This is a genomic window from Rhizobium sp. WSM1328 (assembly GCF_057653715.1).
This window is the reverse complement of sequence record NZ_CM172788.1, coordinates 858,678-882,341: the sequence shown is the minus strand read 5'-3', so window position 1 is coordinate 882,341 and position 23,664 is coordinate 858,678. Positions and strand designations below refer to the sequence as shown.

The window sequence follows — 23,664 nt, the reverse complement described above, 5'->3', positions numbered from 1 at the left end:
GCGGCGGCTCGAAGGTTTCCGTGAGCGAACGACAAAACGAATCCTTCCCACAGGACCCTACGTTTGCCGTTCCGAAAAAGTTACCGAATTCTTAGGAAATTGCCCTGCCGCGGCTCAACGCCGCAAGTCTTCATTTTTTCGTGTGCCGATGTCATCCAGGAAGTTGACCACAGCGACATTAAACTCACCCGGTCGCTGCAGCGGCGCGAAATGGCTGACGCCTGTCAGATAGATCATCTCAGCGTTCGGAATGCTGCGGGCAAGATATTCGGCATGGTCGAGCTTGATGAATTCGTCGTGCTCGCCAAGCACGATTGCGACAGGCACGCGGATCAGGCCCAAGTCGGAAGCCTGATAATTCGGCTCCGTTCGCATCATCAGGCTGACCGCCTCGACGAATGGGTTGAAATCATCCGGCGTGGTGGACAATGCGCCATAGTCCTTGGCGTGCCGGCCGAAGCATCGGTCGATGACCGGGGTCGGGACGAATTCCCGCGTGCCGCTCGGATCCATGTTGCAGGCGAAGAAGAAGACGCCCTCGACCCGCGACGGCGCCGTCATGGCGAGGATCAAAGCGATGCAGGCGCCGTCGCTCCAGCCGATAATGGCCGCCTTGTCGAGATGCAGTTCGTCCATGACGGCAAGCACATCGGCAGCCATCAACTCATAGCTATAGGGACGGGAATCTCGGGTGCTTCTTCCATGGCCGCGGCTGTCGACAAGCACGACGCGGCGGCCACGGCGTAACAGTGCCGGGACCTGATAGCCCCAGTTGCCGCTGTGGCCGAGGCCGCCATGCAGCAGAATGACGGGCGGGCCGGCGCCATAGCTCGCATACCAGATACGGGCGCCGTCATGCGCGACATGACCGTCGACTGCCGCCGGCGGCAACGGCGCGGCGCCATGCGCTTCGAAATGGATGAGTTCGTCGTCGTCAACTTCCATAGTGATCAGACTCATTGTTGCCGCAGCATAGAAAAGCCGGAAAACAGCCCAAGAACAACCAGAATCGTTTTCTAGCCCTTGCGATGCAACCAGGGGGATCGGCATTGGGCAGGAAGTTTTTCTTTTGTGCGGCGGCAATCGCGATCGCCGCGGCGGGCGTCTACCTCAACAATACCAGCCTGCTCGCCGAACATCGGCCGGGAAAGCCGGTGCTGCTCGCCCATCGCGGCATCGCCCAACGGTTCGACGAAACCGATCTCAAGAACGACACCTGTACGGCGAGCCGCATGCTGCCGCCGAATCACGATTATCTGGAAAACACCATTCCGTCGATGCAGGCAGGCTTTGCGGCGGGCGCCGATATCGTCGAGATCGACATACATCCGACGACGGACGGGCAGTTTGCGGTTTTTCACGACTGGACGCTCGACTGCCGCACCGACGGGCATGGCGTCACCCGCGAGCATTCGATGGCTGACATGAAGAGGCTCGACATCGGCTATGGCTATACCGCCGATGGCGGCAAGACCTTTCCCTTTCGCGGCCGGGGCATCGGGATGATGCCGACGCTTGCCGAGGTGCTGTCGACCTTTCCGGATCGGCGCTTCCTCATCAACGTCAAGAGCCGCGATCCTTCCGAGGGCGAAAAGCTCGCCGCCGTGCTCAACGGGCTTTCCCCCGCACGACGGGCGGAGATCATCGTCTATGGCGGCGACGAGCCGATCGACGTCGTGCGCCGGATGGCACCCGATATCAAGACTGCCTCGCGCAAGAGCCTGAAGAGCTGCCTCACCGGCTATATCGGCTATGGCTGGACCGGCCTGCTGCCGGACGAATGCAAACATGCGATGATGCTGGTGCCGATCAATATCGCGCCGTGGCTCTGGGGCTGGCCGGATCGTTTTCTCAACCGGATGCAGGATGCCGGGACCGACGTCTTCGTGCTCGGCCCCTATCGCGGCAATGATTTTTCCACCGGCATCGACGACCCCGCGCAACTGGCGCGGCTGCCGCCGAACTATGCGGCGGGCATATGGACGAACGAGATCGAAGCGATTGGCAAACTTATGAAATAAGGTTTGAAAGACCTCACATCGCCCTGATCGATGCGACGTCTTTCAATGTTTCCTTTTGTGCATGTCGTTCTCCCAAAACCGCTGCACACTTTTGGCCGACATGCACTAAAGACTACGCGCCCGCAGCAATGCCGGGATCTCCTCCGGTGAGACCGGTTTGGAGAAGCGGAAGCCTTGCGCCTCCTCGCAGTGGGCCTGGCGCAGGAAATCCATCTGGGCGTCGGTTTCGACGCCTTCGGCGAGAACCGAGAGCTTCAGCGTCTGCGCCAGCGAAATGACCGCCGAGGCGATGGCGACTGCGGTCTTGTCGCCCGGCAGGGCCTCGACCAGCGAGCGGTCCATCTTCAGGCGGTCGAAAGGGAAGGTCTTCAGCGCCGCCAGGCTGGAATAGCCGGAGCCGAAATCGTCGATCGACAGGCGCACGCCCAGCCCCCGCAGCGTTTCCATCATGGCAAGCGCGCGTTCGGCATTCTGCATCACCACGCTTTCGGTGACTTCAAGCTCCAGCCAGCGGGACTGCAGGCGGTGGCGCTCGAGCGCCTCGGCGACATGGGTTGCGAAGTCCGGATCGGCGAACTGTTTGGCCGAGACATTGACGGCGATTGTCAGCGGCGCCAGGCCCATGTCCTGCCATTGGCGCGCCTGGCGGCAGGCCTCGTTCAGTACCCAGAGACCGAGGGGAACGATCAGGCCGGTCTCTTCGGCGAGCGGAATGAAATTGACCGGCGGCACCCTGCCCTTTGCCGGATGGTTCCAGCGCACCAGCGCCTCGAGGCCGGTGATGCGGCCGGTGGCGACATCAACCTGCGGCTGGTATTGGAGGAACAGCTGGTCGCCGGTGATCGCCTGATGCAATTCTTCGTGCTCGCCGAGCGGCATTCCGACCGGCGTGCTGCCGCCTTCGTGATGTTGCAATGTGTTGCGGCCGAGTTCCTTGGCGCGGTACATGGCGCGGTCGGCATTGGCGAGGAGCTCTTCCGAGGTTGCGCCATCGAAGGGGAAGGCGGCAACGCCGATGCTCGAGGTGATGGTGATTTCGCCGTCCGCCCCGCGAATCGGCCGGTTGATCGCCTTCTGCAGCTCGCGAAGGCGGCGCGTGATGCCGGCATCGTGACTTGACTGGTGGACGAGCACGACGAGGAATTCGTCGCCGCCGAGTCGTACCACCATATCAGACGCCCTGACGCTATTGGCCATGCGGGTGGCGATCTCCTTCAGCACCTCGTCGCCGGCAGCGTGGCCGCGGCCGTCATTGATGTCCTTGAAATTGTCGAGATCGATATAGGCGACGGTCACCTTGCGGTTGTTGCGCCGGGCCTGGTCGAGGATGCTCGCCAGCCGTTCCTTGAGGAAGGCGCGGTTCGGCAGGCCCGTCAGATCGTCATGATGGGCCATGAAATGAATGCGGTCGTCGACACGCTTGCGCTCGATGGCGATGCCGGCGATATGGGTGGCGAGCGCCACCAGCGTCATCTCGTGGTCGGTGGGACGGCGGACTTCCCTGGAATAGAGCGCGAAAGTGCCGAGCACGTTGTTCTGTGAGGTGGCGATCGGCGTCGACCAGCAGGAGCGGAAGCCGAACGGGGCGATCAGGGCGCGAAAATCCTCCCAGAGCGGATCACTCATCACGTCGTCGACGATCACGGTCTGACCGCGCCAGGCGGCGGTGCCGCAGGAGCCGACCTTGGGACCGATCGTGACACCATCGATGAGGCGGCTGTAGCCGCCGGGCAGATTGGGAGAGGCGCCGTGATAGAGCCTGGTGCCCTCGCTGTCGAGCAGCAGCACCGATCCGTCGATCCCGGTCAGTTGCGCCTCGATCATCAGCACGAGCGCCTCGAGGATCATCGGCAGCGGCTCGTTGCGGGCGATCATTTCGAGCAGGCTCGCCTGGCCGCGATGCAGATCCTCCTGGCGCTTGCGTTCGGTGATATCACGGGAAACACCGATCAGACCGACGATTTCGCCGCGATCGTTGCGCAGGGGTATCTTCGAGGTCAGCCGGCATATCGGTCTTCTGCTGCCGGGAAAGACGTAGGATTCCTCCATGTCGATGCGGGCTTCGCCGGTCGTCATGATCTGCTGCTCAATATCGAAATGGTGGAGCGCCGTCTCGAAATCGAACAGGTCGAAATCGCGCTTGCCGGTGATCAGCGCAGCGCTCTCCAGGCCAAGGCTGCTGGCGGTGACTGTATTGGCGAAGACGAAGCGGCTGTCACGATCCTTGACGTAGAGAAAATCCGGAAGTTCGTGGACGATTTCCTTGAGGCGCAGGTTCTCGATGCCCTCGGAAAGGTGGTGGGCGGTCGATGCCATCATTGCCTCCGTCGCGGCGACGATACGCCGCGTTTCGGCCGTCAGGGCATCGGTTGATTCCCATCGCCTGGCACCCAATTCGCGCATGACGCCATTCCCCCTGCGGCCGAAGGCCGTATCCCGTACCGTCATCATAGAAATTCCCTTAAAAGTAGTCCTCATTTCCTTCGGCTTGCTTAAATGAAAGGGTGAACAAGACGACAATATAAGCGGCGATATCCTGCCGTCGCGCTCGGTCACAACTGCAATTTCGCCGGCCTTTGCCAAGCTTGTGCCAAAAGAATACATGCGCGCCTGGCACGTTTCCTGCTACGGGCGCGCTATGACAAGTGATCCCCGGATGCCTTCACGCCGCGACATGCTTTTATTCCTCGCTGCCTCGGCCGTTGCGGGAGGGGCATCGCGCGCCCTCGCCTCGCCGCGGACGGCAGCCGGTCAGCCCGATCTGCGCGGGGCGATCGACGCGGTGGAATATCGCGCCATTCCCCAAAGCGGCGACCGCAAGACCGGCAACCTTGAGCAGATGATCGAACGGGCGGCGCGCGAGAACGTGCCGGTGTTCCTGCCGCCCGGCACCTACCGGGTCTCCAACCTCACTTTGCCGGACAATACGCGTATCACTGGCGTGCCCGGCGCCTCGCGGATCGTCTATACCGGCGACGGCCATCTCTTTTCGGCCGAGAACGTGCGGCGCATCGAGCTTTCCAATCTCGTCATCGACGGCGGCAACCGCTGGCTTGGCGATTATGCCGGCGGGCTTTTGCAATTCACCGGCGTCGACGAGGTGCTGATCGACAATTGCGAGATCGGCGGCAGCCGCAAACACGGCCTGCAACTGGAGCGCTGCGGCGGGCGGATCGAGCGCAGCCGGATCTCGGGGGCTGCCCAATCCGGGCTTTACGCAGTGGATTCCAGCGCCCTGTCGGTCACCGGCAACACGGTCTCGGATTGCGGCAATGGCGGCATCCTGGTGCACCGCTGGAAAAAGGCGGAGGACGGCACTATCGTCTCCGGCAACCGCATCTTCAACATCCGCGCCAATGACGGCGGCACCGGGCAAAACGGCAACGGCATCAACATCTTCCGTGCCGACGGGGTGATGGTTGTGAATAACCAGATCTCCGATTGCGCGTTTACGGCGATCCGCGCCAATTCGGCCTCGGACATCCAGATCAGCAGCAACCAGTGCCGGCGATCCGGCGAGACGGCGATCTATGTCGAATTCGCCTTCGAGGGCGCCGTCGTCTCCGCCAACATGATCGACGGGGCGGCAAACGGCATTTCGATCGCCAATTTCGACGAGGGCGGCCGGCTGGCAAGCGTCACCGGCAATGTCGTGCGCAACCTGACGCTGCGCGGCCCATACCAACACGAGGTCGGCTTCGGCATCGGCATTGCGGCCGAGGCCGACACGCTGATTTCAGGCAATGTGATCGAGGGCGCGCCGCGCTGGGGGCTGCAGATCGGCTGGGGTCCGTATCTGCGCAACGTCGTTGTGACAGGCAATGTGGTGCGCAGGGCCCCGGTCGGTTGCGCCGTCTCGGTCGCCGATGGCGCCGGGACCGCCGTCATCACCGACAACATCTTCCAGGAGATCACCGAAGGCGCGGTGTTAGGCTTCCAATGGGAGAAGAAAGTCTCCGGCGAGATGGCGGGCGGCGGCTCGCCCTATGCGCAGCTGACCGTCGAGCGGAACCGTATCTCCTGAAGGCCATCAAAAGCTTTCATCATCCCATCAGCCACAAGGACTTTTCCCACGCCGATCCGGCATTTACGGTCTCCCGGACACATCGAGGGGATATGGACATGCTGACAATCTACGGAGTCTATCGGTCGCGCGCCTCGCGCGTCTATTGGATGGCGGAGGAGCTTGGGGTCGAATTCCGCTCGGTGCCGGTGCTGCAGGCAAGGCGGCTGGCAGATCCGCTATCTGAGGATGCGCCGCTCAACACGCATTCGCCGGAATTCATTGCCGTCAACCCGATGGCGCAGATCCCCAGCATTCGGGATGGCGACCTCGTGATGCACGAGTCGCTGGCGATCAATCTTTACCTCGCGCGTAGACATGGCGGACCGCTTTCCGGCCAAACCGTCGAGGAAGACGGATTGCTGACGATGTGGACGGTCTGGGCGGCTGCGGAGGTCGAGCCACATACGGTGAAGATCGTACTCACCTATGATAACGAGCTCGAAAACAGCGAAGGCGGCCAACAGACGATCGCGGTTGCCTGCCGCTCGCTACGCAGGCCACTGGCGGTTCTCGAAGGCCACCTCGCCGACCGGCAATGGATCGTCGGAGACCGCTTTACCGTCGCCGATCTCAACCTTGCCGAGGTGTTGCGCTACGCCCAGACCGAGGAGGCGCTGTTCGATGCGCATCCGAATATCAAAGCCTGGATCGAGCGCTGCCAGACCCGCCCGGCCTACAAGGCGATGCAGGCGACCCGCGGCAAGGAGCCGATCGAAGTTTGAGGACTACGGGAAAAGGGCGAGCGTGCCGGCCATTTCCTCACGGATCCAGGCCTTGAAATCCTTCACCTTCTTCGGCTCGCGCGTGCCTTCAGCGGTGACGAAGTAATGGCCGAAACCGGTCGGCGCGCGAATGCCGAAAGGGGCGGCGAGCCGGCCTTCGGCGAGCGCAAAGGCGGCAAGGGTCTGCCAGGCGAGCATAACGCCCTGGCCTGCAATCGCCGCATCGAGGCAGAGCGAGGCATCGTTGAAGACGTGGCGAGTCGAAAGCGTGGCACCTGATAGTCCGACCTCGCGCATCCAGACCTCCCAGGTGAACATGGCATGGCCATCGATGATGGCAGGCAGTTGGAGGATATCGGCGGGCTCTTTCAATGTCGCGGCCATATCAGGGGAACAGACGGGAAAGACCTCCTGTGCCAGCAGCAGTTCAGCCTTCACATCCGGCCATTTGCCGTTGCCGACGCGGATGCCGATATCGACATCACAAAGCGCCGGATTGACGAGATTGGTCGTCGCATCCAGCCGCAGCTTGATGTCGGGATGGCGCTCGGCGAATCGATCCAGCCGGTAGACGAGCCAGCGGGCGGCGAAAACCGGCGCCACCGAGATCGTCAGGATCGTATCGTCCTTGCGGCTCGCGATCGACACCGCTGCCGAAAGACGAGCAAAACCCTCGTCGAGCGCCAGGAGCACCGGCCGGCCGGCTTCGGTGGCGATCATGCCCCTGGCGGTGCGCTCGAAGATCACCTGACCAAGCTGGGCTTCGGCCTTGATGACCTGCTGGCTGACGGCGCCAACCGAGACGCCGAGTTCGTCGGCGGCGGCCTGGAGCGAGCCGAGACGACCGACGGCCTCCAGCGCGCGCAGGCCGTTGAGATGGACCATATTCAAGTTCTTCATATAGTTTTTCTATACCGGCTCAGCGTTATTCTCAATTGAAAATCTGCCTGCTGGGGCCGACATTGCAAGCATAGGCAATCCATTCCAACGCAGAGCGTCGGCCAGTTAGGATTACTCGGAGGCGTGAGCCGCTGGGGTGATCACATCCACGCCACGGAAGAAAGCGAGGCATGCCATGTCGTTGCTGAAGTTTTTCTTGAGGCCCGTCCTTCATCTGGGCAGTGCGGAAATTGCAGATTCTCCTGCCTGGAAGGACGATCCGTTGCGGCATCCTGAGGTCGAGCGCATGTCGATGCGCGAAATCGCCGATCTGCCGCTCGGGATGCCGGCCGGCTTTCCCAAAGAGGCCAAGCCGCCGCTGGCGAAATGCGCCTGAAGATATGGTAGGTTCGCCCTGGCAGAAAGGGCGGAACCATGGCCGGCAATGTCGATGCAATCTTCGAACGCCTGAAGCGGCTGGCGGCGGAAGCCGGGCTGCCTGATGTCGAGGAGAGCACCTCCTACGGCAATCCGGCGCTGAAGGTCGGCGGCAAGAGTTTCGTTGCGGTGAAGAATGCCGAGACGATCGTGATCTCGATTTCGCTCGACGACAAGGATCACCTGCTGGAGATGGCGCCTGACGTCTATTTTCAAACCGATCATTATGTCGGCTGGCCGCATCTGCCGGTGCGCGCCGCCGTGATCAGCGACGAGGAATTGCGGTTGCGGCTGATCGGCGCCTGGCTGTTCCGGGCGCCGAAGAAGCTTGCCGACGGTTTTAACGATCAGGCCCGATCGTAGGCCAGCGCCCGCTGGACGGCGGGGCGCTGCAGCATGCGGGCGTGGTGGTCGCTCGCCTTTTCGAAGCGGGCGGGATCGACGCCGTCCGACGGCAGCCAGTCGGTCATGACGAAGAGATAGGGATCGGCGAGCGAATAGGCTTCGCCCATCACCCATGGGCCTTCGAACATCGTCTGCTCGATCAACGTGAAACAATCGACCATATTCTGCGGCACCTTGGCCTTCATCGCCTCGATGGCCGCCGGCTCGTCCGCCCAGCGCGAGCCGCGCGGGCGATGCGCATGGTTCACATGCACGGTCGAGCAGATATAGCTGTTGAAGGACTGCAGCCTGGCAAACTCGAAAGGATCGTCAAGCGGCGCCAGCTTGGCGGCCGGCGCGCTCTGGGCGATATAGGCCAAGATCGCCGGCGTTTCCGTCAGCACGCCATAATCGGTGACCAGTGCCGGCACCCGGCCCTTCGGGTTGATCTTCAGATAATCCGGCGAGCGCTGCTCGCCATCGCGGAGGCTGATCTTCTTGACTTCGAAGGCCAGGCCGGATTCTTCCAGGGCAATAAGGCTTGCGAGCGCGCAGGTTCCCGGAGCGTAGTATAGTGTCAGCATGGTTCTCGACTCCCTTTCGGCAAGGGTTATAGCGTAGGGGTGCGCGGGTCGGAACTGGTGGGATTGGGTTTTGCTTCTCCATCGGGACAAGGGTGGGTGCGTGCGAGTGTGAGAGCATGATCGGTGTGCCGCGCCGCGCCCCTCATCCGGCTGCCGCCACCTTCTCCCCGCTTGCGGGGAGAAGGGACATGCCGCACCGGCTTTCCCCGACCTCGACGCTGCGTTTGCCACGTCCCCTCGCCCCGTTTTTACGGGGAGAGGGTTAGGGTGAGGGGCAGATCTTGCACTAACTCGCCTTGTCAGCCAACGCAGCCGGATACGATAGGTGCCCCTTCTCCCTCCGGAGAGAAAACACGCACCCTCAGCCGCAGCCCGGCACATCCTCCAGCCGGTGCCAGACCGGGATGCCGCGTTCCCGGGCGATGCGGACGTCGTTATCAGCTCCCTTGGAATCGCCCGGCAGGCGCAGCACGCCCTCGCAGAGCTGCAGCAGCCGGCCGGCGACCGGGTGGAAGATCTCTTCGTAGAGTGCATCGCCGACCGACCGGCCGCCGGCGGCGTGCCAGATCGGCAGGGCCACCCATTCGCCGATCATCGGCACATGGCCGGCCTGAAACAGCGCGTGCGAGGGCGCTTCCAGCCGCTTCAGGTTGGCGGCCATCTTTTCCGGGTCGTCGCCCGTTCCGGACCGATAGGGCCCGGCAATCAAAATCAACATGATCCACTCCTTCGCTCCGCTTTATGCGTGAGCATTTTCCCGGCCTCATGCACGGGATTTCGTGAAAATGCACGATATTTCTTGAATGTCGAGTCAATTCGTGCAATATCGGGCTATTATGTTTAATTTCGTGCAGAGAGACGATGCTGACAACCCAACGCAAGGCCCTCATTCTCGACATCCTGCGCCGTGACGGCCAGGTGATCGCTAAACGCGTCGCCGAGGATTTCGCGCTTTCGGAGGACACTATCCGGCGTGACCTCCGGGAAATGGCGGCGGAGGGGCTGTTGAAACGAGTGCATGGCGGGGCGATGCCGCTGGCGCCTGATCTGCCGGATTTTACCGCCCGGCGCAGCGTCTCGTCGCAGATCAAGGCACGGCTGGGGGCGGCGGCGGCGGCGATGGTGAAGCCCGGTCAGATGATCTTCCTCGACGGCGGCACGACGACGGCGGAGATCGCCAGGCACTTGCCGCGCGACATGCCGCTGACGGTTGCGACCCACAGCCCGACGATTGCCGCCGAACTGGAACACCACCCGACAGCCGAGGTGATCCTCGCCGGCGGACGGCTCTACAAACATTCGATGGTGGCGACGGGGGCAGCGGCGATGGCGGCGATCTCGCAGCTTCGCCCCGACCTCTTCTTCCTCGGGGTGACGGCCGCCCATCCGGTGCACGGGCTTTCCACCGGCGATTTCGAGGAAGCGGCGATCAAGCGGCACATCGCCCGCTGCGCGGCTGAAACGCATGTGCTGCTGACCGAGGAGAAGTTCGACCTCGTCTCGCCCTGCCCCGTGCTTGGCATTTCCGAGGTGGCGGGGCTGATCGTGCCGGCGGAGATGACGGCTGAACAGCTGAAACCCTATCGCGATCTCAACGGCGCAATCGCCGCAGCATGATGGCGCTGCGGGAGGGCTGCGGTGCTTCAGCATGCGGCAAGAGGCTTGCGGCAAGGGCCGCGATGAAGGCCGCCAACACGGCATAGGCCGGCGCCATGCTGCCGGTTCCAAAGGTCAGCACCATCTGCAGATATGGCTGCGCCAGCGCGATGACGACGGAAAGTGCCGGCATGTCGAGCAGTGTCCCGGCGATCCGCGACAGTTCCGGCATGAAGGCTGCGCCAGCAAGCGCGCCGTAGAGCGCCGTCAGGCGGAGTGTGAGGCGCAACGGCACCGAGGCTGCAAGCGGCGGCATGTCACCGTCCTCGAGGGCAAACATGAGATAGGCGATGAAGGCCGCCAGAAACAGCAAGGCGACGGGCAGCGCCGCCAGGGTGGCGGGCTGCGTCAGCGCCGCTGCGTCCGCCGCCAGGAAGAGCAGGATCGGCGTGGAGGCGACGAACCAGACAGCGACGATCGGTCCCCAGAACCAGATGAGCGAGAGAGTGTGAAGACGGAGCAGCGTCGCCATGAAGAGCACGCCGATCGCGGTCCAGATGCAGGCGGGTTTGAGCATGCCCGATATCAGCCGGAGGACCGGCTCGCAGGCGCCGGCCATATCGCCGCAGCCGGACAGCTGGATCGTGAGCCAGGTGATATAATCGAGGCTCAGCGCGGCGAACATGAAGATGCCGATCCCCATCAGCATCCACCAGAGATAGCGGCCTGCAAACATGCCCTGCCCTCACGGCTTCCAGGACTGTGCTCACGTCGCCGCGAAAGGGTGCATCCGCGATCGCAGGACGTATCCCTCTTTATATTAGTCAATTCTTATTTTTCTAATAACTTATATATGTAAGCTCGCAGTCATCCGGCCAAGGCGGAGGTGACCCTGATATCGCCGACATGGATGCCGTTCCAATTGCGCATCGGCGTTGCGGCATGAGCCATCAATGCCGCATGCACCTCGCTCTCCGCCTCGAAGAAGCGGGCGAGGGTCGCCGCCACCATGGCTTCGGCAGCGCGGGTCATGCCATCCTCGCATTTGAGCGCGATGGCGATGCCCTTTTCCGGGATCGCCGCGCAGAAGACGCCTTCGGCACCTGTCTTGCAGAAGATGCGGCCGGGGGCGATCTGCATCAGCGCCGTGCAGGCGCGGCCGGAGCCGGCGACATAGAAGGGCTCGGCCATGCAGGCCTCGATCAGCCGGCGGGATGCCTTGGCGCGCAGGGGTTCGAGGCCGGTGCCGGTCGCCATTTTGGCAAAACCGTGGGCAAGGCTGCGCAGCGGCACGGCATAGGTCGGGATCGAGCAGCCGTCGGTGCCGCAGCTGTCCGCGCCAAGCACAGCGCCGGTCAGGCTTTCTATCGCCGCGCGGATCTCGACCTGCAGCGGGTGCTGATAGCCGACATAACCCTTCGGATCGAGGTCCTGATGGCAGCAAGCGCAGATGAAGCCGGCATGTTTTCCCGAGCAATTGTTGTGCAGCGCGTTCGGTGCCTCGAGCGTGCGGGCCTGATGGATCAGGGTTTTCTGATGGAACGACCAATGGGCGCCGCATTCCAGCGTCTCGGCATCGCGACAGGCGCGCGACAGCATGGAAGCGGCCAGCGCCACATGCTCGTCCTCGCCATTATGCGAGGCGCAGGCCAGCGCCAATTCCTTATCGCCGAAGCCATAGGCATCGGCAGCACCACTCTCGATCAGCGGCAGCGCCTGCATCGCCTTGCAGGACGAGCGCGGGAAGACCGCGGCCTCGATATCGCCCAACGAGAAGACAAGCGTGCCATCGCCATCGACCACAGCCACCGCGCCACGATGGCGACTTTCGACGAGCAGGCCGCGGGTGACTTCGACGGTGACGGGATTTGTCATGAGCTCTCATCCGGATGCTGGCGGGGTTGCGCAGTCCATAACGCGTCACGCGGCGAAAGCCAACGGGGTTTAGGCTGCCCCTCACCCTAACCCTCTCCCCGTTCTGACGGGGAGAGGGGACGTGCCATGCGCGAGGTGATCGAGGGACGGAGAGGGTGCGGCATATCCCCTTCGCCCCGCAAGAGGGGGTCCGAAGGACCGGGGCGAGACACGTGGCTCGACCCAGGCAGAGGTGGCGGCAGCCGGATGAGGGGCTTTTGTGGTCTCAGCCCCATCGATATCGCGAACGCCTACCCTCCGGTCTGCGCTTTTCTATTCTCTTTCAACAACGATTTTCCGGAGGACACCGCCACTGTCAGGAACCTGGACTTCGATGGCTTTGCTCTTATTTCCGGGTTTCGCCTTGCCGCAAATTGCAATCGCAGCCCTCATGAGGCCTCTGTCAGTCATGCGCTCTCTGTCAGTCGGTATAACTGGCTTAAAAGTATCTGTGGCTTCTCTCGCCGATTCCCATGTCATCTGGAAACCACATCCCCTCATCACAAGATCCCGAAAGAAGTGTTGAACGAGCGGCCGACCATCAGGGGCAATGCTACTGCAACCTGCAACGGCGAAAGAAAGCACAACAGCGCCAATAAAGCGAAATTTCATTGTCCCCATCCAATTGATCAACCCCGGCGAGCACTAAGGGCAGAAGATTGATAGAGTCAATCGGCTGCGCGCACGGCGAGCATTTACCGGGCGAGCTAGGCGCTCGGCCTCGTTGCGGGCTCGGAGCGCGATCACATCGTCCAAATATTCATCACATAAATTGACCGAGGCGATCGAAAACTATCGTTTCTCTGGTCCGATGCGACTAAGAGTGGTGCATCAGGAACCGTTCCCATGTCATCCACCTTTTCCTTGATCCTTCGCGACAACAGGATCCGCATCCCAACCGTGACCCTCGTCGCGCTCGCCTTCACCTATGCGTCGACCGCGCCCTATCAGTCGATCATCGGGATCAACGAACTCGGCATGAGCAACGGCGCCTATTCGGCACTGGTGTTCTTGTCTTCGATCGTCAACGTCACGACGAGCCTGACGCTCGGCATCTGGTCGGACAGGCTGAAGGAGCGCCGGCCGCTGGTGCTGGGGCTTTGCGTCGCCGGCATGCTCGGCTTCGGGTCGATCGCGCTCATTCATAGCCCCGCGGTCTTCATCTTCTCCACGCTGTTGCTGGTGCCGATGAGCAATTCCACCTATTCGCTGCTGTTTGCCAGCCTGCGCGCCAGGACCAACCAGATGGACCGTGGCCAGGGGGCGGCGATCACCGCAACGGTGCGGGCGCTCTTTTCCGGCTCATGGGCGCTGGCGCCGGGGTTGATCGGCCTCTATCTCGTCAGTTCGCCGTCGATGACGCCGGCCTATGGGATCGCGGCACTGGCAAGCTGCACCTGCTTCTGCCTGTATTTTTTCTTCGCACCCGGAAATGGCTCAGGCGGCACTGCCCCCGATCCAGTCGGCTTTTTTGCTTCGCTGCAACGGATTTTCGTGCCGCATGTGCTGTCGCGCGTCATCGTCATGGCGATGCTGTTCGGGCTGCAGCGGCTGAACGCCATGCTCCTGCCGCTGATCATCACCCGTGCGGCCGGCGGCACCGTGGTCGATGTCGGCTTCATTGCAGGCTTGACGGCGTTGCTCGAGATGCCGTTCATGATGATGTGGGGCTTTGCGCAGCGCCGCTTCCGAAGCGCGCATGTGCTTGCCTTCGGCGCGCTGATCTATTGCGTCTATCTGCTGCTGCTCGGCTTTGCTTCCGCACCCTGGCACGTCTACGCACTCCTCCTCTTCAATGCCTGTGGGGCGGCAGCGATCCTCAGCGTGCCGATCACCTATCTGCAGGACCTGATCGCGGACCGGCCGGGGCTTGGAACCTCGCTGATCTCGCTGAACACGTTCATTGGGGTTGGCATCAGCGCCGGTCTCTTCGCCTTCGGCACCGCGATCACCGATTATTCCGGCACCGCCTTCGTCGGCGCGGCAGCGGGTCTCGCATCGATCGGAGTGCTGCTCTATCTCGAAAGCAGCAGGCGGCAGGCGCGGCAACCGGCGTGAAATGCGGCGCTCCGATCGACAGGCGTCAATGCGGCGTGATGCGATAGGCGCAGCGGCGGGCGCCGGCGAGGATGTGTTCGCTGCGTTCGACCTCGGCGCTGAGGACGGCGCGGAAGGTTTCGAGTTCGGAGCGGCAGAAGCCGGCGCAGGCGGTGGCGGCCGCACAGATCGGGCAGTGGTTTTCGACCAGCATGAAGGAGCCGTCCGCTTGCCTCCAACAATCGGCCATATAGCCCTCGCGGGTGCGGATGCCGGCAAGGGCCTCGACGCGCGCGGCAAGGTCATGCGCCTTGCTGAGTTCCTGCCGATAACGCTGCAGCGTCTCGGCCTCGCGGGCGGCAATGACCGTATCGAGGGCTGCGGGGCCGAGCTGTTCGACGAGCGTACCAAGGAGGTTTGCCGTCAGCTCGGCATGGCCATCCGGGAACTGGCGGTTGCCGCTCGCCGTCAGGTGCCAGAGCTGGCGCGGCCGGCCCCTGCCCGCGGCGGCAACGGTGACCGGTTCCACCAGCCCCTCCTCCGCCATCTTCGACAGCTGCTGGCGGGCGGCCTCGCCCGATATGCCGAGCGCATCGCCGATCGCGGCGGCGAGCTGCGGGCCGTCGGTCTTTATCAGGATCAGGATCCGGTTGGCTGGGGACTGGCGCATATTTTCCAAGTCAAGTCTTGTTTAATTTGAGGCGGCGTGTAATTTTCCAATTTATAACTTGGAAAATAATCCTCCGCCAGCAAAAATCTCGGGGCCATCCCATGTCGAATATCGACCAGACTGCAACCATCCCCAACGCTAGCTCCCTCTTCCGCCTCTTTGCGCCCGAGCACCTGCCGGCAACCTTGATGCTGGCAGGCGGCGTGACGCTTTATGCGGTGGAGACTTACATCATGGCGACGATCGCGCCCTCGATCGTGCGCGATATCGGCGGCCTCGCGTTGTTTTCCTGGGTCACCAGCCTGTTCGTCGCCGCGGCCGTACTCGGCTCGATCTTTGTCGCCATGCGGCCGCGCGGCATCGGGCTTCGATCCGTCTATATGGTCGCGGCGCTGGTCTTCGGCGTCGGCAGCCTGGTTGCCGCAGCCGCACCGTCGATGCCAGTGGTGCTGATCGGACGTGCGGTGCAGGGTCTCGGAACAGGCGCACTTGCCGCGATCGGCTATGCCTTTATCCGCTTCGTTTATCCCGAGCCGCTATGGCCAAAAGCCTCGACGCTCTATGCGGCGATCTGGGGTGTGGCGACAGTCATCGGGCCGACGTTCGGCGGCTTCTTTTCATCCGGCCAAGCCTGGCGCTACGCATTCATCGTGCTCGTGCCGCTCGGCCTGCTGATGGCCTTCCTGGCGCCGCGGCTGTTGCCAGAGGTCGAGGACGACCGCGAGCAGGTAAAGACGCCGATTGCCCAGATCGGGCTGCTGCTTGCCGCCGTCCTGATGGTCAGCACGGCCGGCGCGATCGAGACGACAGCCACGAAGGTCGCGCTGATCGCCGCTTCGGTCATCGCGGTCGCCGGCATGATCTTCATCGAGAGCCGAAGCCCGAACCGCCTGCTGCCCTCTGGCGCCGTCAGCCTTTCCCAGCCGATTTCCCGGGTCTACCTGGCGATGCTCGCCATGACCGTCGTTCTCGTCAGCGACGTCTTCATTCCCTATTTCCTGCAGACCCTGCATGGCGTGGCTCCACTCGCATCGGGTTATCTGGTGGCGCTGGTTGCCCTCGGATGGACGTTTGCGGCCTTCCTCAGCGGCTCGCTGACCGGCAGGCGGGCGTACGCGGCAATCGTCATTGGCGCCCTCATCGAGGCGGCGGCGACCGCTTGCCTCGCCGTCTTCCTCGCCAAGGACAATCCCGAGGGGCATATGCTCCTCATCGTGCCGGCGGCGATCGGCATGTTCATGATGGGCTTCGGCATCGGTCTCGGCTGGGCGCATCTCGTCGCCATGGTTTTGAGGCTCGTCGCCGACAACGAGAAAGACAAGGCTTCTGCCGCGATCCCAACAATGAGTTCGCTCGGTGGGGCGTTCGGGGCCGCCTTTGCCGGCGTCATCGCCAATGGCGCCGGCCTCGTTCATCCCGGCGGCATATCAGGCGCGCTTTCGGCAGCGCACTGGCTCTATCTGCTGATGGCGGTGCCAGGTGTTCTCGCCGTCGCGGTGTCGCTGACATTACCGCGCCGCGCGTCCGATAGGACGCACTAAGAGCGCCCTATCTCTTTGTTTTGGCGCAATTCCCGGCAAAAGCGCTTCGCACTTTGCCTGGCAAAACCGCTGCACACTTTTGCTGGAATTGCTCTTTGGTCTGGCGCAATTCCGGACGCAAAACCGCTGCACACTTTTGCTGGAATTGCTCTTTGGTCTGGCGCAATTCCGGACGCAAAACCGCTGCACACTTTTGCTGGAATTGCTCTAGCCAACGCGCAGCATGACCTTGCCGACATGGCTGCCGTCTTCCAGCAGCCGGTGGGCTTCGACGACCTCGTCGAAGGCAAAGACCTTGTGGATGACGGGCGCGACGGTGCCAGCGGCAAGCAGCGGCCAGACCTCGGAGAGAAGATCATCGCGGATGGCGCGTTTTTCTTCCGCCGTGCGCGGGCGCATGGTGGAGCCGGTGACCGTCAGGCGCTTGACCATGATCGGCGAGAGATTGACCTTTTCGACGATCGCGCCGCCGAGGAAGGCGATGATCGACAGGCAGCCGTCCTTGGCCAGCGAGGCAATGTTGCGCTCGAAATAGGACGCGCCGATCATGTCGAGGATGATATCAACGCCGTGGCCGGTCTCGGCCTTGATCACCTCGGCGAAATCCTCGGTCCGGTAGTTGATCGCGCGTTTGGCGCCAAGCTTTTCGCAGGCCTCGCATTTCTCCTTCGAGCCCGCCGTCGCGTAGACCTCGGCGCCGAAGGCGCGGGCGAGCTGGATTGCCGTCGTGCCGATGCCGCTGGAACCGCCATGGATCAGCACCGTCTCGCCTTCCGTCAGCCCGGCCATCTGGAAGAGATTGGCCCAGACGGTGAAGAAGGTCTCAGGCAAGGCTGCCGCCTTCACCGCGTCATAGCCCTTGGGGAACGGCAGGATCTGGCCTGCTGGCAGCAGGCAATATTCGGCGTAGGCGCCGCCATTGGCAAGGCCGCAGACCTTGTCGCCGACGGCATGGCCGCTGACGCCCGGGCCGACGGCAACGATTTCGCCCGACAATTCCAGGCCGAGGATCGGGCTCGCACCCTTCGGCGCGGGATAGTTGCCCTGGCGCTGGGCAATATCGGGGCGGTTGACGCCGATCGCCTCGGCGCGCACCAGGACCTCTCCGTCTTGAGGCACGGGCAACGGGCGCCTGTCGATCGTCATCACCTCCGGCCCGCCAAAGGACGGCAGATCGACGAAATGCATTTCCTGAGGCAATGGCATGACCCGGCTCCTCCTAGAGCGGTTCAGAACCGCTCTAACCTTAGGTTTTACGCAATCCCGGACGAAAAACCGCTTCGCAGTTTTCCTGGGAATTGCTCTATTCGCTGGCATAGGAAGTAAATCAGCCCCGGAGGCTTGGGAAGGCTGGAAGTGGCAAGGGCGTCAATTCGCCTCGCCCAACCGATGGAAGGCGAGGCCTTCCGGCAGTTCGATGACCCGATCGAAAGCGGATCAGCGGGAACAGGGCTTCCGTGCCGCACGGTCGTAGCCGAGGATGCAGCCGGCGGCGCAGCCCTCGTTCGGAACATGCCGTGGCAGGATCAAGTAAACGAAAGTTTTATGAAACGCGCGGCCCATCGCGACGCGTTCAGCGCCTATTGACTTCCCCAATAGAATCAAACGCTTGTTCAGGCGGAGCGACGGCGCTCCGCCTCGTGATCGGCGAACATGTCGGCGACGCATCTGCCGCCGGATGGAGCGTCGTCGTCAAGAATATCGTCCCGGAACTCGTTGAGCTTGCGGGCGGTATCCCAGAGACGCAGCGCCTCGCGGACGACCTCGCTGCTCGAGGCATAACCGCCATTGTCAACGGCGGCGCGGATGCCCGCTGCCTGTTGCGGAGAGATGGAAACGGTGACCATCGGCATGAACTTCCTCCCTTTTCTGATCAGGCAGAACCCTGCCTCTGGGGGACGCATGACCATTTTCAGCATTCTCGGCGATCTCGCCGGTGCCTTGGTGCATTCGCACATAGGACCGTCCGCGTGCTGGGAGCGGCCCGTAACCCCTTCAGTCTAATCCCCTGTCCTAGTCTTGTCAAAAAAGAACGGGTCTTGTCAAAAAAGAACGGCCGCTCTCCACAATCTCAACTGCGGATGCCGAGGCCGAAGGCGATCATGGTCGAGCCCTGAACGATGAGATCGGCGGCCAGGAACAGGCCGAGGATCCACAGGCTGTTCACCGGCCAGCCGAGCGCGATGACGAAACCCGCAAGGGCGGTGATGACGCCGCTTGCGACGATCCAGCGCCAGCCCTTGACCGGCTTCATGCGCATGCCGACCCAGGTACGGAAGACGCCAGCGACGACGAGCGAGAGCGAGAGAAACAGCGTCAGCGCCGCCGAGGTCAGGATCGGATTGATGAAGGCGCAGATGCCGGCAAGCACATAGAGCAGGCCGCTCAGTATCCAGAACAGCACGTGATCCCAGCCGCGCACCTGGAAGGCATGGACGAGATAGATAACGCCGCCGAACAGCATCAGCATGCCGACATAATAGACCGAGACGACGGTGGCGAGCATCAGATTGCCGAGCGCGATCAGACCGCAGACGAGCAGCAGCACGCCGAGACCGGCAAACCAGATCCATTTCGACTGCAGCGAAGATGTCGGCGCTCCCTCGAAGACATCGGCCATGACTCACCTCCTGACAGATTCGAATATGCTGCAGCAATTCGGCAGGGAAAGATCTGCGTCTGAGCAAATCGCTAAAGATTTTTATTGATTGATCAGTCAATCAAAAATAACCTGTCGCTGATTTCAAGGAGTGGTCTGTTGCCAAAGGTCGGAATGGAGCCGGTGCGCCGCAAGGCGCTTGTCGATGCGGCGCTGCGGGTGATCGGCGATCACGGCTCGCTTGCCGTCACCATGTCCGACATCGCCCGGCAGGCCGGCGTGTCGCCTGCCCTGGCGCATCATTATTTCGGCAGCAAGGAGCAATTGCTGATCGAAACGATCCGCTCGCTTCTCCGACAGTTGCGCAACGATACGGTGGCGGCACTCAGGGCCGCCAGGACGCCGCGCGCCCGGCTTTCGGCCGTCATCCGTGTCAGCTTCCACGCCGATCAGTTCGCGCCGGAGACGATTGCCGCCTGGCTTGCCTTTTACGCCGAAGCACAGCGCTCGGAAGAGACGCGGCGCTTCCTGGTGATCTATGCGCGGCGGCTGCGCTCCAATCTGCTGGCCGATCTGAAAGTGCTGTTGCCAGCTGACGCCGCAGAACGCATCGCCGAAGGCGCTGCGGCGATGATCGACGGGCTCTATATCAGGCAAAGTCTGAAATCCGCGCCGATCGGCATTGAAGCCTCGATTGCGCTGACCGAGGATTATCTGAATGCGCTTTTGGCCACCGCCTCCCCCTCTCCCCGGAGCGAGAAGGGACGACCACATCGAACCACCCAAGGACAAATGACATGAAAGCCCAGCCGAAAGCCTCGCACTTCATCGATGGCGAATATGTCGAGGATACCGACGGCACCGTCATCGAGAGCCTCTATCCCGCCACCGGCGAGGTGATCGCCCGGCTGCATGCCGCAACGCCTGCGATTGTCGAACGGGCGATCGCCGCCGCCAAGCGCGCCCAGCCGGAATGGGCGGCGATGAGCCCGATGGCGCGCGGGCGCATCCTGAAGCGGGCAGCCGACATCATGCGCGAGAGAAACCGGGCGCTCTCCGAACTCGAGACGCTCGATACCGGCAAGCCGATCCAGGAGACTGTTGTCGCCGACCCGACCTCGGGCGCCGATGCCTTCGAATTCTTCGGCGGCATCGCGCCGGCCGGTCTCAACGGCTCGCAGATCCCGCTCGGCCAGGACTTTGCCTATACCAAGCGCGTGGCGCTTGGCGTCTGCGTCGGCATCGGCGCCTGGAACTATCCGCAGCAGATCGCCTGCTGGAAAGCTGCGCCGGCGCTTGTCTGCGGCAATGCCATGGTGTTCAAGCCATCCGAGAACACCCCGCTCGGCGCGCTGAAGATCGCCGAGATCCTGCTTGAGGCGGGACTGCCGAAGGGGCTCTTCAACGTGATCCAGGGCGACCGCGACACCGGACCGCTGCTCGTCAACCATCCCGATGTCGCCAAGGTGTCGCTGACCGGCTCGGTGCCGACGGGGCGCAGGGTCGCGGCGGCTGCCGCCGGCAACCTCAAGCACGTGACGATGGAACTCGGCGGCAAGTCGCCGCTCATCGTCTTCGACGATGCCGATCTCGATTCGGCGGTCGGGGGCGCGATGCTCGGCAATTTCTATTCGACCGGCCAGGTCTGCTCGAACGGCACGCGCGTCTTCGTGCAGAAGACTGTTAAGGCCGAATTCCTGAAGCGGCTGAAGATCCGCACCGAGGCGATGCTGATCGGCGATCCGATGGACGAGGCGACGCAGGTCGGGCCGATGGTCTCCTGGGCGCAGCGCGAGAAGGTGATCTCCTATATCGAGAAGGGCAAGGCCGAGGGCGCAACACTCATTGCCGGCGGCGGCATTCCGAACAACGTCTCCGGCGAAGGCTATTATGTGCAGCCGACGGTGTTTGCCGATGTCACTGACGACATGACAATCGCCCGCGAGGAAATCTTTGGCCCCGTCATGTCAGTGCTCGATTTCGACGCCGAGGACGAGGTGATCGCCCGCGCCAATGCCAGCGAATTCGGCCTTTCCGGCGGCGTCTTCACCGCCGACCTCACCCGCGCCCACCGCGTCGTCGACCGGCTGGAAGCGGGCACGCTGTGGATTAACACCTATAATCTCTGCCCGGTGGAAATCCCCTTCGGCGGCTCGAAACAATCCGGCTACGGCCGCGAGAATTCGCTTGCGGCGTTGGAGCATTATTCCGAACTGAAGACGGTTTATGTGGGCATGGGGCCGGTGGCGGCGCCTTATTGAATTGAAAAACATCTGCCCTTGCTTTTGCCCCTCACCCTAACGGGGTCGAGCCACTCGTCTCGACCCGTCCTCCGGACCCCCGCGCGCGGGGAGAGGGGACGTGCCCCAAAGCAGCGTCGAGGTTAAGGAACGCGGTGCGGCATATCTCCTTCTCCCCGCGAGCGGGGAGAAGGTGCCGGCAGGCGGATGAGGGGCAGGCTCTGGGAAAACAAGAAGCAGCCGGATGATGGCAGCTCGAGGGAACAAGACTATGCAAGCAGATTTCGTCATCATCGGCTCGGGCTCCGCCGGCTCCGCCCTCGCCTACCGCTTGTCGGAAGACGGCAAGAACAGTGTCATCGTCATCGAGGCCGGTGGCAGCGATTTCGGGCCGTTCATCCAGATGCCGGCAGCCCTTGCCTGGCCGATGAGCATGAAGAGATATAATTGGGGTTATCTGTCCGAGCCCGAGGCGAACCTCAACAACCGGCGCATCACCGCGCCGCGCGGCAAGGTGATCGGCGGCTCCTCGTCGATCAACGGCATGGTCTATGTGCGCGGCCATGCCGAGGACTTCAACCGCTGGGAGGAGCTCGGCGCCAGCGGCTGGGCCTATGCCGATGTACTTCCCTATTTCAAGCGGATGGAACATTCGCATGGCGGCGAAGAGGGCTGGCGCGGCACCGATGGGCCGCTGCATGTCCAGCGCGGCGGCTTCACCAATCCGCTCTTCCGCGCCTTCGTCGAGGCCGGCAAACAGGCGGGCTTCGAGACGACGGAGGATTACAACGGCAGCAAGCAGGAAGGCTTCGGTCTGATGGAGCAGACCATCTTCGGCGGCCGCCGCTGGTCTGCCGCCAACGCCTATCTGAGACCGGCGCTGAAGCGTGACAATGTCAGGATCGTCTATGGCTTTGCGCAGAAGATCGTGATCGAGGACGGGCGGGCGACCGGCGTCGAGATTGAACGCAACGGCAGGATCGAGGTGCTGAAGGCGAACCGCGAGGTGATCGTCTCGGCCTCCTCTTTCAATTCGCCGAAGCTCTTGATGCTGTCGGGCATCGGTCCCGGCCAACATCTGCAGGACATGGGCATTACGGTGAAGGCCGACCGGCCGGGCGTCGGCGCCAACTTGCAGGACCATATGGAATTCTACTTCCAGCAGGTGAGCACCAAGCCGGTGTCGCTCTATTCCTGGCTGCCGTGGTTCTGGCAGGGGGTGGCGGGCGCCCAATGGCTGCTCTCGCGCGGCGGGCTCGGCGCCTCCAACCAGTTCGAGGCCTGCGCCTTCCTGCGCTCGGCGCCGGGGCTGAAGCAGCCCGACATCCAGTATCATTTCCTGCCGGTGGCGATCAGCTATGACGGCAAGGCGGCCGCGAAAAGCCACGGCTTCCAGGTTCATGTCGGCTATAACCTGTCGAAATCGCGCGGCAGCGTGAGCTTGCGCTCCGCCGATCCCAAGGCCGACCCGGTGCTGCGCTTCAACTATATGAGCCATGCCGAGGATTGGGAGAAATTCCGCCACTGCGTGCGCCTCACCCGCGAAATCTTCGGGCAGACGGCCTTCAACGACTATCGCGGCCCGGAGATCCAGCCGGGCGAAAGCGTGCAAAGCGACGAAGAGATCGACGCCTTCCTGCGCGAACATCTGGAAAGCGCCTATCACCCCTGCGGCACCTGCCGGATGGGCGCCAAGGACGATCCGATGGCGGTGGTCGATCCGCAAACGCGGGTGATCGGCATCGATGGCCTGCGCGTCGCCGACAGCTCGATCTTCCCGCACGTCACTTATGGCAATTTGAACGGCCCCTCGATCATGACCGGAGAGAAGGCCGCCGACCATATCCTCGGCAAACAACCGCTGGCGCGTTCGAACCAGGAACCCTGGGTCAACCCGCGCGCGGCCGTCAGCGATCGATAAGAAGCGAGCCGTCCGACGTTACTTTGTCCGTCTATGCAGGTACCGAAAGCCT

At 62.7% G+C, this 23,664-nt stretch carries 23 protein-coding genes; 11 read left to right on the top strand and 12 right to left on the bottom strand.

What is annotated here, in order from left to right:
• Positions 1-114: 114 nt before the first annotated feature.
• A complete protein-coding gene (locus AC2444_RS04510) occupies positions 115-945 on the bottom strand; it encodes an alpha/beta fold hydrolase (protein ID WP_012756569.1) in 831 nt (276 codons plus the stop codon).
• A 104-nt stretch (positions 946-1,049) separates the two neighbouring features.
• Between AC2444_RS04510 and AC2444_RS04505 the strand changes: the two genes are divergently transcribed.
• The gene (locus tag AC2444_RS04505) at positions 1,050-2,021 is read left to right on the top strand and encodes a glycerophosphodiester phosphodiesterase family protein (RefSeq protein WP_012756568.1); all 972 of its coding nucleotides are present in this window, start codon (positions 1,050-1,052) and stop codon (positions 2,019-2,021) included.
• 105 nt (positions 2,022-2,126) lie between these two features.
• Here the strand turns inward: AC2444_RS04505 and AC2444_RS04500 are convergent, their stop codons facing one another.
• Positions 2,127-4,424: a sensor domain-containing protein gene (locus tag AC2444_RS04500; RefSeq protein ID WP_041935638.1), complete on the bottom strand. Its 2,298-nt coding sequence runs from the start codon at positions 4,422-4,424 to the stop codon at positions 2,127-2,129.
• A gap of 253 nt (positions 4,425-4,677) precedes the next feature.
• On the opposite strand from AC2444_RS04500, the gene AC2444_RS04495 reads away from it, so the two are divergent.
• Positions 4,678-6,045 (top strand): TIGR03808 family TAT-translocated repetitive protein, encoded by a 1,368-nt coding sequence (locus AC2444_RS04495; RefSeq protein ID WP_041935482.1) that lies wholly within the window; start codon positions 4,678-4,680, stop codon positions 6,043-6,045.
• Positions 6,046-6,143: 98 nt separating this feature from the next.
• Positions 6,144-6,809 (top strand): glutathione S-transferase family protein, encoded by a 666-nt coding sequence (locus tag AC2444_RS04490; protein ID WP_012756565.1) that lies wholly within the window; start codon positions 6,144-6,146, stop codon positions 6,807-6,809.
• Between the two features lie 3 nt (positions 6,810-6,812).
• On the opposite strand, the gene AC2444_RS04485 is transcribed toward AC2444_RS04490, so the two are convergent.
• Positions 6,813-7,709 carry a LysR substrate-binding domain-containing protein gene (locus AC2444_RS04485; RefSeq protein ID WP_012756564.1) on the bottom strand — a complete coding sequence of 299 codons (897 nt, stop codon included), beginning with the start codon at positions 7,707-7,709 and terminating at the stop codon, positions 6,813-6,815.
• A gap of 175 nt (positions 7,710-7,884) precedes the next feature.
• On the opposite strand from AC2444_RS04485, the gene AC2444_RS04480 reads away from it, so the two are divergent.
• Positions 7,885-8,085, top strand: coding sequence for a hypothetical protein (locus AC2444_RS04480; protein WP_012756563.1), 201 nt, complete (start codon positions 7,885-7,887; stop codon positions 8,083-8,085).
• A gap of 38 nt (positions 8,086-8,123) precedes the next feature.
• Positions 8,124-8,489 (top strand): MmcQ/YjbR family DNA-binding protein, encoded by a 366-nt coding sequence (locus AC2444_RS04475; protein ID WP_012756562.1) that lies wholly within the window; start codon positions 8,124-8,126, stop codon positions 8,487-8,489.
• On the opposite strand, the gene AC2444_RS04470 is transcribed toward AC2444_RS04475, so the two are convergent.
• Both AC2444_RS04470 and AC2444_RS04465 read right to left on the bottom strand, forming a co-directional pair.
• Positions 8,474-9,094 carry a glutathione S-transferase family protein gene (locus AC2444_RS04470; protein WP_012756561.1) on the bottom strand — a complete coding sequence of 207 codons (621 nt, stop codon included), beginning with the start codon at positions 9,092-9,094 and terminating at the stop codon, positions 8,474-8,476. The two genes, AC2444_RS04475 and AC2444_RS04470, sit on opposite strands and share 16 nt — an antisense overlap.
• 361 nt (positions 9,095-9,455) lie before the next feature.
• Complete coding sequence (locus tag AC2444_RS04465) at positions 9,456-9,812, bottom strand: hypothetical protein (RefSeq protein WP_012756560.1); 357 nt, start codon at positions 9,810-9,812, stop codon at positions 9,456-9,458.
• 143 nt (positions 9,813-9,955) lie between these two features.
• Here AC2444_RS04465 and AC2444_RS04460 point away from each other — a divergent pair, with 143 nt between their 5' ends.
• Positions 9,956-10,711: a DeoR/GlpR family DNA-binding transcription regulator gene (locus AC2444_RS04460; RefSeq protein WP_012756559.1), complete on the top strand. Its 756-nt coding sequence runs from the start codon at positions 9,956-9,958 to the stop codon at positions 10,709-10,711.
• Here the strand turns inward: AC2444_RS04460 and AC2444_RS04455 are convergent.
• The 3 genes from AC2444_RS04455 to AC2444_RS04445 all read right to left on the bottom strand — a co-directional run bounded on the left by AC2444_RS04455 (position 10,686) and on the right by AC2444_RS04445 (position 13,216).
• The gene (locus AC2444_RS04455; RefSeq protein ID WP_012756558.1) at positions 10,686-11,426 is read right to left on the bottom strand and encodes a hypothetical protein; all 741 of its coding nucleotides are present in this window, start codon (positions 11,424-11,426) and stop codon (positions 10,686-10,688) included. The genes AC2444_RS04460 and AC2444_RS04455 overlap by 26 nt on opposite strands.
• A 131-nt stretch (positions 11,427-11,557) precedes the next feature.
• Positions 11,558-12,565, bottom strand: coding sequence for an asparaginase (locus tag AC2444_RS04450; protein ID WP_012756557.1), 1,008 nt, complete (start codon positions 12,563-12,565; stop codon positions 11,558-11,560).
• Positions 12,566-12,877: 312 nt separating this feature from the next.
• Positions 12,878-13,216 (bottom strand): hypothetical protein, encoded by a 339-nt coding sequence (locus AC2444_RS04445; RefSeq protein WP_017993352.1) that lies wholly within the window; start codon positions 13,214-13,216, stop codon positions 12,878-12,880.
• Positions 13,217-13,450: 234 nt separating this feature from the next.
• Here AC2444_RS04445 and AC2444_RS04440 point away from each other — a divergent pair, with 234 nt between their 5' ends.
• Positions 13,451-14,662 carry an MFS transporter gene (locus AC2444_RS04440; protein WP_012756555.1) on the top strand — a complete coding sequence of 404 codons (1,212 nt, stop codon included), beginning with the start codon at positions 13,451-13,453 and terminating at the stop codon, positions 14,660-14,662.
• Between the two features lie 25 nt (positions 14,663-14,687).
• Here AC2444_RS04440 and AC2444_RS04435 read toward each other — a convergent pair whose 3' ends face one another.
• Positions 14,688-15,311, bottom strand: a complete 624-nt coding sequence (locus tag AC2444_RS04435; RefSeq protein WP_012756554.1) for a helix-turn-helix transcriptional regulator — start codon at positions 15,309-15,311, stop codon at positions 14,688-14,690.
• A 101-nt stretch (positions 15,312-15,412) separates the two neighbouring features.
• Here AC2444_RS04435 and AC2444_RS04430 point away from each other — a divergent pair, with 101 nt between their 5' ends.
• The gene (locus AC2444_RS04430) at positions 15,413-16,852 is read left to right on the top strand and encodes an MFS transporter (RefSeq protein WP_012756553.1); all 1,440 of its coding nucleotides are present in this window, start codon (positions 15,413-15,415) and stop codon (positions 16,850-16,852) included.
• Between the two features lie 207 nt (positions 16,853-17,059).
• Here the strand turns inward: AC2444_RS04430 and AC2444_RS04425 are convergent, their stop codons facing one another.
• The 3 genes from AC2444_RS04425 to AC2444_RS04415 form a co-directional block, all read right to left on the bottom strand.
• On the bottom strand, positions 17,060-18,058 hold the full coding sequence (locus AC2444_RS04425; protein ID WP_012756552.1) for an NAD(P)H-quinone oxidoreductase: 999 nt from the start codon (positions 18,056-18,058) through the stop codon (positions 17,060-17,062).
• A 407-nt stretch (positions 18,059-18,465) separates the two neighbouring features.
• Positions 18,466-18,705 carry a ribbon-helix-helix domain-containing protein gene (locus AC2444_RS04420; RefSeq protein ID WP_012756551.1) on the bottom strand — a complete coding sequence of 80 codons (240 nt, stop codon included), beginning with the start codon at positions 18,703-18,705 and terminating at the stop codon, positions 18,466-18,468.
• A gap of 218 nt (positions 18,706-18,923) precedes the next feature.
• Positions 18,924-19,472 (bottom strand): HdeD family acid-resistance protein, encoded by a 549-nt coding sequence (locus tag AC2444_RS04415; protein WP_012756550.1) that lies wholly within the window; start codon positions 19,470-19,472, stop codon positions 18,924-18,926.
• Between the two features lie 153 nt (positions 19,473-19,625).
• On the opposite strand from AC2444_RS04415, the gene betI reads away from it, so the two are divergent.
• The 3 genes from betI to betA all read left to right on the top strand — a co-directional run bounded on the left by betI (position 19,626) and on the right by betA (position 23,612).
• A complete protein-coding gene (gene betI, locus AC2444_RS04410) occupies positions 19,626-20,252 on the top strand; it encodes a transcriptional regulator BetI (RefSeq protein ID WP_012756549.1) in 627 nt (208 codons plus the stop codon).
• Entirely contained in the window at positions 20,249-21,712 is a 1,464-nt protein-coding gene (gene betB, locus AC2444_RS04405) for a betaine-aldehyde dehydrogenase (RefSeq protein ID WP_012756548.1), read from the top strand. Before betI ends, betB begins: the two co-directional genes overlap by 4 nt.
• A 250-nt stretch (positions 21,713-21,962) precedes the next feature.
• Positions 21,963-23,612 (top strand): choline dehydrogenase, encoded by a 1,650-nt coding sequence (gene betA / locus AC2444_RS04400; protein ID WP_012756547.1) that lies wholly within the window; start codon positions 21,963-21,965, stop codon positions 23,610-23,612.
• Positions 23,613-23,664: the final 52 nt, after the last annotated feature.

Excerpts from the sequence above, each read along its gene's own strand:
- AC2444_RS04455 (WP_012756558.1), bottom strand. The coding sequence starts at position 11,426 with ATGTTTGCAGGCCGCTATCTCTGGTGGATGCTGATGGGGATCGGCATC.
- AC2444_RS04415 (WP_012756550.1), bottom strand. The coding sequence starts at position 19,472 with ATGGCCGATGTCTTCGAGGGAGCGCCGACATCTTCGCTGCAGTCGAAA.
- AC2444_RS04425 (WP_012756552.1), bottom strand. The coding sequence starts at position 18,058 with ATGCCATTGCCTCAGGAAATGCATTTCGTCGATCTGCCGTCCTTTGGC.
- AC2444_RS04490 (WP_012756565.1), top strand. The coding sequence starts at position 6,144 with ATGCTGACAATCTACGGAGTCTATCGGTCGCGCGCCTCGCGCGTCTAT.
- betA (WP_012756547.1), top strand. The coding sequence starts at position 21,963 with ATGCAAGCAGATTTCGTCATCATCGGCTCGGGCTCCGCCGGCTCCGCC.
- AC2444_RS04465 (WP_012756560.1), bottom strand. The coding sequence starts at position 9,812 with ATGTTGATTTTGATTGCCGGGCCCTATCGGTCCGGAACGGGCGACGAC.
- AC2444_RS04500 (WP_041935638.1), bottom strand. The coding sequence starts at position 4,424 with ATGCGCGAATTGGGTGCCAGGCGATGGGAATCAACCGATGCCCTGACG.
- AC2444_RS04475 (WP_012756562.1), top strand. The coding sequence starts at position 8,124 with ATGGCCGGCAATGTCGATGCAATCTTCGAACGCCTGAAGCGGCTGGCG.
- AC2444_RS04445 (WP_017993352.1), bottom strand. The coding sequence starts at position 13,216 with ATGAAATTTCGCTTTATTGGCGCTGTTGTGCTTTCTTTCGCCGTTGCA.
- betB (WP_012756548.1), top strand. The coding sequence starts at position 20,249 with ATGAAAGCCCAGCCGAAAGCCTCGCACTTCATCGATGGCGAATATGTC.
- AC2444_RS04470 (WP_012756561.1), bottom strand. The coding sequence starts at position 9,094 with ATGCTGACACTATACTACGCTCCGGGAACCTGCGCGCTCGCAAGCCTT.
- AC2444_RS04510 (WP_012756569.1), bottom strand. The coding sequence starts at position 945 with ATGGAAGTTGACGACGACGAACTCATCCATTTCGAAGCGCATGGCGCC.
- AC2444_RS04420 (WP_012756551.1), bottom strand. The coding sequence starts at position 18,705 with ATGCCGATGGTCACCGTTTCCATCTCTCCGCAACAGGCAGCGGGCATC.
- AC2444_RS04495 (WP_041935482.1), top strand. The coding sequence starts at position 4,678 with ATGCCTTCACGCCGCGACATGCTTTTATTCCTCGCTGCCTCGGCCGTT.
- AC2444_RS04485 (WP_012756564.1), bottom strand. The coding sequence starts at position 7,709 with ATGAAGAACTTGAATATGGTCCATCTCAACGGCCTGCGCGCGCTGGAG.
- AC2444_RS04450 (WP_012756557.1), bottom strand. The coding sequence starts at position 12,565 with ATGACAAATCCCGTCACCGTCGAAGTCACCCGCGGCCTGCTCGTCGAA.
- AC2444_RS04435 (WP_012756554.1), bottom strand. The coding sequence starts at position 15,311 with ATGCGCCAGTCCCCAGCCAACCGGATCCTGATCCTGATAAAGACCGAC.
- AC2444_RS04430 (WP_012756553.1), top strand. The coding sequence starts at position 15,413 with ATGTCGAATATCGACCAGACTGCAACCATCCCCAACGCTAGCTCCCTC.
- AC2444_RS04460 (WP_012756559.1), top strand. The coding sequence starts at position 9,956 with ATGCTGACAACCCAACGCAAGGCCCTCATTCTCGACATCCTGCGCCGT.
- AC2444_RS04480 (WP_012756563.1), top strand. The coding sequence starts at position 7,885 with ATGTCGTTGCTGAAGTTTTTCTTGAGGCCCGTCCTTCATCTGGGCAGT.
- betI (WP_012756549.1), top strand. The coding sequence starts at position 19,626 with ATGGAGCCGGTGCGCCGCAAGGCGCTTGTCGATGCGGCGCTGCGGGTG.
- AC2444_RS04440 (WP_012756555.1), top strand. The coding sequence starts at position 13,451 with ATGTCATCCACCTTTTCCTTGATCCTTCGCGACAACAGGATCCGCATC.